Below are 9,650 nucleotides of genomic sequence, written 5' to 3'. Positions count from 1 at the left end.
GGATGTCCAACTTTTGGGGTGCAGTTCAAACTGAAATCTCTGGTTTTCAGACGACCTTTTTGTATTTTAGGTTTTACACGCCCTGTTTCAGGCTGGCTTCGATGAAACCGTCCAAATCGCCGTCCAATACGGCTTTGGTGTTGCCGACTTCGTAGCCCGTGCGCAAGTCTTTGATGCGCGAGGAGTCCAAGACGTACGAACGGATTTGGCTGCCCCAACCCACATCGGACTTGCCTTCTTCCAACGCCTGTTTCTCTTCGTTGCGTTTGCGCATTTCCAATTCATACAGTTTGGATTTCAACATTTCCATCGCAGCGGCTTTGTTGGCATGTTGAGAACGGTCGTTTTGACATTGCACCACAATCCCCGTCGGCTCGTGGGTAATGCGCACGGCGGAGTCGGTTTTGTTGATGTGCTGACCGCCCGCGCCCGATGCGCGATAAGTGTCGATACGCAAATCGGCGGGGTTGATTTCGATTTCGATGGAATCGTCGATTTCGGGGTACACGAACACGGATGAGAACGATGTATGGCGTTTGTTGTTCGAGTCAAACGGCGAGTAGCGTACCAAGCGGTGAACGCCGGTTTCCGTGCGCAGCAAACCGTAGGCGTATTCGCCTTCCACGCGGATGGTGGCGCGGTTGATGCCCGCGATTTCGCCGTCGTCTTCTTCGAGGATTTCGATTTTGAAGCCTTTGCGTTCGGCGTAGCGGCTGTACATGCGGAACAGCATGCCCGCCCAGTCTTCCGCTTCCGTACCGCCCGCGCCTGCGGTGATGTCGATAAAGCAGTTGTTCGGGTCGGCGGGTTGGTTGAACATCCGTTTGAACTCTAAATCCGCCATCTGTTTTTCCAGTTCCGCCACGTCTTCCTGCACGGCGGCGAAACCTTCTTCGTCGTTTTCCTCGACGGCCATTTCAATCAGCATGCGGTTATCTTCGATGCCCGACGCGATGTTGTCGAGCGTCAACACGATGCCTTCGAGGATTTTGCGCTCTTTGCCGATTTCTTGGGCGCGTTTCGGGTCGTTCCACAGCTCAGGGTCTTCGGAAAGGCCGATGACTTCTTCCAATCGGTCTTTCTTGCCCTGATAGTCCATATAGACGCGGATGTCTTCGCTGCGCTTTTCCAAATCGTTCAGGGTGTTGTTGAGCTGGTTGATTACTTCGGCTTCCATGATTCTTGTGTGCTTTCAAAATTTTAGGTGCGTATTGTAAGGGATTTGCGGGCTTTTTTCTATGATAAAGGTCGTCTGAAAACCTGAATCTCAAGTTTTCAGACGACCTTTTTGACACAAGGCTCTTAACCGCGTACCCGTTCGATTTTCGCGCCGACTTGGCCGAGTTTTTTCTCGATGTGTTCGTAGCCGCGGTCGAGGTGGTAGATGCGTTCGACGATAGTTTCGCCGCCTGCGACCAAGCCTGCCATGACGAGGCTGGCGGAGGCGCGCAGGTCGGTCGCCATCACGACGGCGCCGGAGAGTTTTTCCACGCCTTTGACGAAGGCGGTGTTGCCTTCGGTGGTGATGTTTGCGCCCATGCGGTTGAGTTCGGGAACGTGCATGAAGCGGTTTTCAAAGATGGTTTCGATGACGCGGCTGTCGCCTTCGGCAACGGCGTTCATCGCCATAAACTGCGCCTGCATGTCGGTCGGAAAGCCGGGATGGACGACGGTGCGGATGTCCACGGCTTTGGGACGTTGCTGCATGTCGATGGAAATCCAGTCGTCGCCTGCTTCGATGATGGCGCCCGCTTCGACGAGTTTGTCCAACACGGCTTCCATGGTTTTGGGAGCAGCGTTGCGCAGGACGACTTTGCCGCCGGCCATGGCGACGGCGCAGAGGAAGGTGCCGGCTTCGATGCGGTCGGGTACGACGCTGTGTTCGCAGCCGTGCAGCTCTTTTACGCCTTCGACGGTCATGGTTGATGTGCCGATGCCGCTGATTTTCGCGCCCATTTTGACGAGGCATTCCGCCAAATCGACGACTTCGGGTTCGATGGCGCAGTTTTCGAGGATGGTCGTGCCTTCGGCGAGGGTTGCCGCCATCAGCAGGTTTTCCGTACCGCCGACGGTAACGACGTCCATGACGACACGCGTGCCTTTCAGACGGCCTTTGGCTTTGACATAACCGTGTTCGATGGTGATTTCCGCACCCATGGTTTCGAGGCCTTTGAGGTGCTGGTCGACGGGGCGCGAACCGATGGCGCAGCCGCCGGGCAGGCTGACTTGGGCTTCGCCGAAACGCGCCAGCGTCGGGCCGAGCACGAGGATGGAGGCGCGCATGGTTTTCACCAGTTCGTAGGGGGCGCAGGTGTTGTTGACGGTGCCGCCGTTGATTTCGAATTCGTGAATGTTGTCGGTCAAAACGCGCGCGCCCATGCCTTGCAGCAGTTTTTGGGTGGTTTTGACGTCGGCGAGCATGGGTACGTTTTTCAGGCGCAGGGTGCCGGAGGTCAAGAGTCCGGCGCACATCAGCGGCAGGGCGGCGTTTTTCGCGCCAGATACGGTGATTTCGCCGTTGAGCGGGCCGTTGGCGGTGATTTTGAGTTTGTCCACAGTGTTTCTTTCGTTGTTAAGACAAGTCCCGACGGCGCTGCCGGCAGGACGGGATTCGTTTAGGTTCGGAATTATAAGGGATTTTGACGGTTTTTGCGGGCGGGCGGGGAGAATTCTTCCGAAGGGTGTTTACGGGGTACGAATGGTCGGAAGGGTCGTCTGAACATATCGGGCGCAACTTTGCGATGTCTGTTTCTACGTTTTCAGACGACCTGTAAATCCAGTTTCATCACGGAGACGGTTTCACCGTTGTGCCATTGCGTCGCGATTTCCCGCCAGCCGTATTTGGCGTAAACCGCCTGTACGTCGGGCGTATAGAGGTAAAGGGCTGGCAGGCGTAAGGAGCGGGCGGTTTGCAGGCAATAGGCGATGAGCGCGCGTCCGATGCCTTTGCCTCGATATTCGGGCAGGATGAATACGTCGCCCAGCCAGTATTCGTATTGCGGAAATTCTTCCATGTCGAAGCGTTTGAGCGCGGCGGAACCGAGCAGCCGTCCGTCTTCCGAAGCTGCGGCAAAGGCGAGCGGCAAACCGTCCCCGTCCAGACATTTCCGGTAATAGGCACGGATTTTTTCAAGCGACGACCACGGGGCGAAGTCGTGCCATTCTTGGTAGAGCGCACGGGAGAGCGGCTCGATGTGGCAGGCTTGCAAGGGGGTGATGTTCATGACGCGTTATCGTGTAGAAAGGTCGTCTGAAACTGTTTTCAGACGACCTTTTAACGTTTAGCCCACTTTATCCCCGGGCTGCGCGCCTGCATCGACATCCAAGAGCTTCAGTTTGCCCTCGGCGGTGGCGGCGGAGAGAATCATGCCTTCGGATACGCCGAATTTTGCCATTTTGCGCGGGGCGAAGTTGGCGACGGCGATGACCATGCGGCCGTTCAATTCGGCAGGGTTGGGATAAGACGCGGCGATGCCGGAGAAGATGATGCGTTTTTCAAAACCGAAATCGAGGTCGAATTTTAAGAGTTTGGTGCTTCCTTCGACGGCTTCGCAGTTCAATACTTTGGCGACGCGCATGTCGATTTTCATGAAGTCGTCGAAGCTCGCTTGTTCGGCGACTTTTTCGTATTTGCCCTCTTCAGCGGCAGGCGCGGGGGTCGTCTGAATGCTTTGTTTGTTGGCTTCGATTAAATCGTCCACTTGTTTTTGCTCCACTCGTTGCATTAAATGTTCGTATTTGTTGATGGCGTGTTCGCCTAGGGTTTCACGCGTGTTCGCCCAGGTAATCGCGTCCAGATTGAGGAAACGCGCGGCGTTGGCGGCGGTTTGCGGCAATACGGGGGCGAGGTAGGCGGTCAGCATGGTGAAGGCGTTAATGAGTTCGCTGCATACTTCGTGCAGGCGTTCGTCTTGACCTTCTTGTTTGGCGAGTTCCCACGGCTTGTTGGCATCGACATATTCGTTCACGACATCCGCCAATGCCATGATATCGCGCAGGGCGCGGGCGTATTCGCGGTTTTCGTATTGCTCGGCTATGGTGTCGCTTTCGGCGGCGAGTTTTGCCAGCAATGCGCTGCCTGAAACGTCTTTCAGACGACCTTCAAAGCGTTTGGTGATGAAACCTGACGCGCGGGCGGCGATGTTGACGTATTTGCCGACAAGGTCGCTGTTGACGCGGCTGATAAAGTCTTGCAGGTTCAAATCGATGTCTTCGATTTTGCTGTTGAGTTTGGCGGCGATGTAGTAACGCATCCACTCGGGGTTCAGGCCTTGTTCCAGATAGGATTTGGCGGTAATGAAGGTGCCGCGCGATTTGGACATTTTTTGTCCGTCGACGGTCAGGAAACCGTGTGCGTACACGCCGGTCGGGGCGCGGTGGCCGGAGAAATGCAGCATGGCGGGCCAGAACAGGGCGTGGAAATAGAGGATGTCTTTGCCGATGAAGTGGTACATCTCGGTTTGGCTGTCGGCTTTGAAGTATTCGTCAAAATCGATGCCGATGCGGTCGCACAGGTTTTTAAACGACGCCATGTAGCCGACGGGCGCGTCCAGCCAGACGTAGAAGTATTTGCCCGGCGCGTCGGGGATTTCGAAACCGAAATACGGCGCGTCGCGGGAAATGTCCCAGTCGGACAGGGTGGTTTCTTCGCCTTCGCCCAGCCATTCTTTCATTTTGTTGAGGGCTTCGGCTTGCAGATGGGGCTTGCCGTCGTGCGGGTTGTTGCCGGAAGTCCATGCTTTGAGGAAGTCGGCACATTCGCCCAGTTTGAAGAAGAAGTGTTCGGATTCGCGCAATTCGGGTTTGGCACCGGAAACGGCGGAATATGGGTTAATCAGTTCGGTCGGGGAATAGGTCGTGCCGCAGACTTCGCAGTTGTCGCCGTATTGGTCTTGGGCGTGGCATTTGGGGCATTCGCCTTTGACGAAGCGGTCGGGCAGGAACATTTGTTTTTCGGGGTCGAAAAGCTGCTCGATGACGCGGCTCTCAATCTTGCCGTTGGCTTTCAGCGCGCGGTAAATGTCTTGGGAAAACTGTTTGTTTTCAGGGGAATGGGTGCTGTAATAATTGTCGTAACCGATGAAAAAGCCGGTGAAGTCGGCGAGGTGCTCTTCGCGCACTTTGGCAATCATGTCTTCGGGCGCGATGCCTTGTTTTTGCGCGGCAAGCATCACGGGCGTGCCGTGGGTGTCGTCGGCGCAGCAGTAGTGGCATTCGTGGCCGCGCAGTTTTTGAAAGCGCACCCAAACGTCGGTTTGGATGTGTTCGACCATGTGGCCGAGGTGAATGCTGCCGTTGGCATAGGGCAGCGCGGAGGTAACGAGGATTTTGCGTGTCATGGTTTATGCTTGGGAAAACAATGGATAAAGATGGGGAATTATACCGTAAATCGTGCGGGCGAGACGGGGGAAAGGTCGTCTGAAAAAGGGGATTTAAGGTTTCAGACGACTTTTTATATCGACACTGCCGCTGACGCAAATCAAGCGCAGGCAAATCCCGCCTTTACCGATGCGGCCCGTTCGCGGATAATTGAGAACATTCCCATTTCCGTTTCCAACCTTCACAAAGGATACATCATGGCATTTCTGAAACTGACCGAACAAAACGTGCAGGGCAAAACCGTCCTCATCCGCGCCGATATGAACGTGCCGTTCAAAGACGGCAAAATCAGCGACGACACCCGTATCCGCGCCTCGCTCGCGTCCATCAAATACTGCCTGGACAACGGCGCGTCCGTTATCGTGATGACCCACTTGGGCCGTCCGACCGAAGGCGAGTTCCACCCCGAAGACGATGTCGCCCCCGTTGCCGCGCACTTGGGCAGCCTGTTGGGCAAAGACGTGAAAGTATTAAACGACTGGCGTGAAAACAAACCCGCCCTGAACGCGGGCGATGTCGTCATGCTGCAAAACGTGCGCATCAACAAAGGCGAGAAGAAAAACGATTTGGAACTGGGCAAAGCCTATGCCGCCTTGTGCGACGTGTTCGTCAACGACGCGTTCGGCACCGCCCACCGCGCCCAAGCCTCGACCGAAGCCGTCGCCCAAGCCGCGCCCGTTGCCTGCGCCGGCGTATTGATGGCGGGCGAACTCGACGCTTTAGGCAAAGCCCTGAAAGAGCCTGCGCGCCCGATGGTGGCGATTGTTGCCGGCAGCAAAGTGTCCACCAAACTGACCATTCTCGAATCGCTGGCGGACAAAGTCGACCAACTCATCGTTGGTGGCGGTATCGCCAACACCTTCCTGTTGGCGGAAGGCAAAGCCATCGGCAAATCTTTGGCGGAACATGATTTGGTGGAAGAATCCAAAAAAATCATGGCGAAAATGGCAGCCAAAGGCGGCTCCGTACCGCTGCCGACCGATGTCGTCGTTGCCAAAGCCTTTGCCGCCGATGCCGAAGCGGTTGTAAAAGACATTGCCGACGTTGCCGAAGACGATATGATTTTGGACATCGGCCCGAAATCCGCCGCCGCACTTGCCGAACTGCTCAAAGCCGCAGGCACTGTGGTGTGGAACGGTCCGGTCGGCGTGTTCGAGTTTGATCAGTTCGCGGGCGGCACGAAAGCCCTTGCCGAAGCCATCGCCCAAAGCAAAGCGTTCTCGATTGCGGGCGGCGGCGACACGCTGGCGGCGATTGCCAAATTTGGCGTTACCGACCAAATCGGCTACATCTCCACCGGCGGCGGCGCGTTCCTCGAATTCTTGGAAGGCAAAGAGTTGCCTGCCGTAGCCGCTTTGGAAAAACGCGGCGCGTAAGCGGTTTGACGTAAAAAAGAGGTCGTCTGAAAACCTATTTTTGGGGGTTCAGACGACCTCTTCTTCTTTTCGCGGATTATTCCGCCGCACGGTTCAGTGCCGAACGAATCAGCATCTGCGTGCCGAACCAGCCCCAGTAAATGCGGTGATGGACAATTTTTCCACCGGCAATCTGCATGAGTTCCAAAATATCCACTTGATCGCCGCCGGGCGTTTCGCGCGGGTATTCCCAAACCAGCGTGTCCCCCGTCGTGAAATGCGTGCCGTTGCGATACCAGCGTACCAATTCATTCGGTCGGCGGCGCGTTCCTTCTTCTAAAAAAGCAAGGATGTCGGCTTTGCCTCGCAAAATGCCGCTTTGCCGCTGCATGATAAGGGGGACGAGCGGGCTTTCGAAAACGGCGTTGTCGTCATACAGGCCGATCAGTCGGGTGGTGTCGCGGTTTTTGGCAAATTCGTGCCAATCGTTGTAAATGCGTTCGAAATCGTTCATGGGAGTCATTTTTCGGTCAGGTTGTTTGCCGGAGCCCTAATTTTTCCGCGCAGTAACAAATTCCGCCAAGAGCCGCAAATGCAGGGCTTTTGCGCCGAAGGGTTCGAGCAGGGCGACGGCTTCGGCAGTCAGGGTTTCGGCGTAGGCGCGGGCAGCCTGCAGACCCATCAGTTTGACATAGGTCGGTTTGTCGTTGTCGCTGTCTTTGCCGGCGGTTTTGCCCAAGGTGGCGGTGTCGGCTTCGCAATCCAACACGTCGTCGATGACTTGGAACGCCAAGCCGAGTTTGGCGGCGTAGTTGTCCAAGGTGCGGACGTCGTCTGAATCCAAATCGGGGCAGGCAAGCGCGCCCAATACGACGGCGGCGCGGATGAGGGCGCCGGTTTTGAGGCTGTGCATCTGTTCCAACTGCGCCTGATTCATGGCTTTGCCGACGTTGGCAAGGTCGATGGCTTGTCCGCCCGCCATGCCGAGGCTGCCGGATGCTTTGGCGAGCGTGGACAACATGGCGATTTGGCGTTCGGCGGGCAGTCCGGTCGGACGGCTCAATACGTCGAAGGCTTGGGTTTGCAGGGCGTCGCCGACCAAAAGGGCGGTGGCTTCGTCGTATTTCACATGGCAGGTCGGTTTGCCGCGCCGCAGGCTGTCGTTGTCCATTGCGGGCATATCGTCGTGGACCAAGGAATAGACGTGCACCATTTCAATCGCCGCCATGGCTTGTTCGACGGCGTTTTGGTCGGCATCGCCCAATTCGGACGCGGCGAGCACCAAGAGCGGGCGCAGCCGTTTGCCGCCACCGAGGGTAACGTAACGCATGGCTTCGTGCAGCGTGTGCGGCACTTGGTTTTCAGACGGCAGGAAACGCTCCAGCAGCAATTCGGTCTGCGCTTGGGCTTTTTGCTGCCATACTTTCAATTCATTCGCCGGGTTCAAGGTTCAGCTCCTTCAGTTCGCCCGCGTCCAATACTTGCAGTTTTTGTTCGACTTCCGCCAGCTTGGTTTGGCAGTATCTGACCAGCTCGTTGCCTTCCTGATAGGCTGCCAGAGCATCTTCCAGCGGCATTTCGCTGCTTTGCATGGACTGGGTCAGGGTTTCGAGGCGGGCGAGGGCTTCTTCAAAGGATTTGGGGGCTTTTTTCATGATGATGCGGGCAAAAAATCAAAGCGGTATTGTAGCATTTTATGGGCTGCTTCTTGGTCAGGAACGGAAAAAGGTCGTCTGAAAACCTGATTTCCAAGTTTTCAGACGACCTTTTGAGCTGATGATACGGTAAAAATCAGTCTTTCAGCATGGCGGCGCCGAACGTACCGCTCTTGCCTTCGCTCGGATGGTCGAAGCGGCCGGCCATTTCTTCCGCCTGCGGACCCAGGAAAATGCCCGACATACTGTTTTTAGTTGTCCCGTCCACATAAACAAAACGGTTACCGGCGATATTGGCCTGGAGCATTACGGGGTTAAAACGTCCTTCTGCCGAATAAACACCGCCGGTCAGCGATTTTTCACCAAAATCAACATTGAACAAGGATGAGCCGACAGTGTTGATGTTGGATGCGTCATTGTAGAACGCATTGCCTTGGTAGATAGCCGAACCGGTTTGCGGCATGGCTTCGACAGGCGTCATCAGGCCTTGGTAGAACACCAGGGATGAATTGAGCTCGCCGTTGTCCTTTTTGCTTCCGTAAAAACCGTAATGGCCGTATTGCAGATGCGTACCGATGGCGCGGATAATTTTGTTATCCGATAAGGACAGCATACCGTTTGCCGCGTCAAATGTTTGTGGCAGCAGGTTGATTTTTTGTCCGTTGACTTCGAGGACATCAGGATTACCCACTCTGTTAATCACTTTGTTATCGGCACCGTCAACCGACAACATGGTGTAAAAACCGCCGATTGATTGCATAGCCGGAGCAACCTCCGCTTTTGGGGTAACTTCTTCAGCGGCTTTGCGTTCTTCTTCAGCTTTAGCTTTAGCGGCTTCTTCAGCGGCCTTGCGTTCTTCTTCAGCTTTAACTTTTGCAGCTTCTTCAGCAGCTTTACGTTCAGCTTCGGCTTTAGCTTTGGCAGCCTCTTCAGCGGCCTTGCGTTCTTCTTCAGCTTTAACTTTTGCAGCTTCCTCAGCAGCTTTACGTTCGGCTTCTGCTTTAGCTTTGGCAGCTTCTTCGGCAGCTTTGCGTTCTTCTTCAGCTTTAGCTTTAGCGGCTTCTTCAGCGGCCTTGCGTTCTTCTTCAGCTTTAACTTTTGCAGCTTCCTCAGCAGCTTTACGTTCGGCTTCTGCTTTAGCTTTGGCAGCTTCTTCGGCAGCTTTGCGCTCGGCTTCAGCTTTGGCTTTTGCAGCTTCTTCCGCAGCTTTTCGTTCCGCTTCAGCCTTGGCTTTAGCTTTGGCAGCTTCTTCGGCAGCTTT

General features: G+C 55.4%; 9 protein-coding genes. 1 reads left to right on the top strand and 8 read right to left on the bottom strand.

All coding sequences use genetic code 11. The annotated features are described in order from the left end of the window. Positions 1–73 precede the first annotated feature (73 nt). From prfB to metG, 4 genes are all read right to left on the bottom strand, one after another. Positions 74–1,177, bottom strand: coding sequence for a peptide chain release factor 2 (gene prfB / locus HMPREF3066_RS02915; protein ID WP_070440322.1), 1,104 nt, complete (start codon positions 1,175–1,177; stop codon positions 74–76). 125 nt (positions 1,178–1,302) lie between these two features. Then, positions 1,303–2,556: a UDP-N-acetylglucosamine 1-carboxyvinyltransferase gene (gene murA / locus HMPREF3066_RS02910; protein ID WP_070440320.1), complete on the bottom strand. Its 1,254-nt coding sequence runs from the start codon at positions 2,554–2,556 to the stop codon at positions 1,303–1,305. Positions 2,557–2,759: 203 nt separating this feature from the next. Beyond that, positions 2,760–3,224, bottom strand: a complete 465-nt coding sequence (locus tag HMPREF3066_RS02905; RefSeq protein WP_049225507.1) for a GNAT family N-acetyltransferase — start codon at positions 3,222–3,224, stop codon at positions 2,760–2,762. Positions 3,225–3,281: 57 nt separating this feature from the next. Further along, positions 3,282–5,339 carry a methionine--tRNA ligase gene (gene metG / locus HMPREF3066_RS02900; RefSeq protein ID WP_070440318.1) on the bottom strand — a complete coding sequence of 686 codons (2,058 nt, stop codon included), beginning with the start codon at positions 5,337–5,339 and terminating at the stop codon, positions 3,282–3,284. 237 nt (positions 5,340–5,576) lie between these two features. On the opposite strand from metG, the gene HMPREF3066_RS02895 reads away from it, so the two are divergent. Beyond that, the gene (locus HMPREF3066_RS02895; RefSeq protein ID WP_070440316.1) at positions 5,577–6,755 is read left to right on the top strand and encodes a phosphoglycerate kinase; all 1,179 of its coding nucleotides are present in this window, start codon (positions 5,577–5,579) and stop codon (positions 6,753–6,755) included. A 76-nt stretch (positions 6,756–6,831) separates the two neighbouring features. Here HMPREF3066_RS02895 and HMPREF3066_RS02890 read toward each other — a convergent pair whose 3' ends face one another. From HMPREF3066_RS02890 to HMPREF3066_RS13490, 4 genes are all read right to left on the bottom strand, one after another. Further along, positions 6,832–7,248, bottom strand: coding sequence for a nuclear transport factor 2 family protein (locus HMPREF3066_RS02890; RefSeq protein WP_070440315.1), 417 nt, complete (start codon positions 7,246–7,248; stop codon positions 6,832–6,834). 36 nt (positions 7,249–7,284) lie between these two features. After that, the gene (locus HMPREF3066_RS02885; protein ID WP_070440312.1) at positions 7,285–8,181 is read right to left on the bottom strand and encodes a polyprenyl synthetase family protein; all 897 of its coding nucleotides are present in this window, start codon (positions 8,179–8,181) and stop codon (positions 7,285–7,287) included. Then, positions 8,165–8,392 (bottom strand): exodeoxyribonuclease VII small subunit, encoded by a 228-nt coding sequence (locus HMPREF3066_RS02880; protein ID WP_029609485.1) that lies wholly within the window; start codon positions 8,390–8,392, stop codon positions 8,165–8,167. Before HMPREF3066_RS02880 ends, HMPREF3066_RS02885 begins: the two co-directional genes overlap by 17 nt. A gap of 133 nt (positions 8,393–8,525) precedes the next feature. Beyond that, the coding region (locus HMPREF3066_RS13490) for a transferrin-binding protein-like solute binding protein (protein WP_321178897.1) at positions 8,526–9,650 on the bottom strand (1,125 nt) is incomplete at its 5' end.

The organism is Neisseria sp. HMSC03D10 (assembly GCF_001807625.1).
Classification (GTDB): domain Bacteria; phylum Pseudomonadota; class Gammaproteobacteria; order Burkholderiales; family Neisseriaceae; genus Neisseria; species Neisseria mucosa.
The sequence above is the reverse complement of the archived record's forward strand: the minus strand, read 5'-3'. Positions and strand labels throughout refer to the sequence as shown.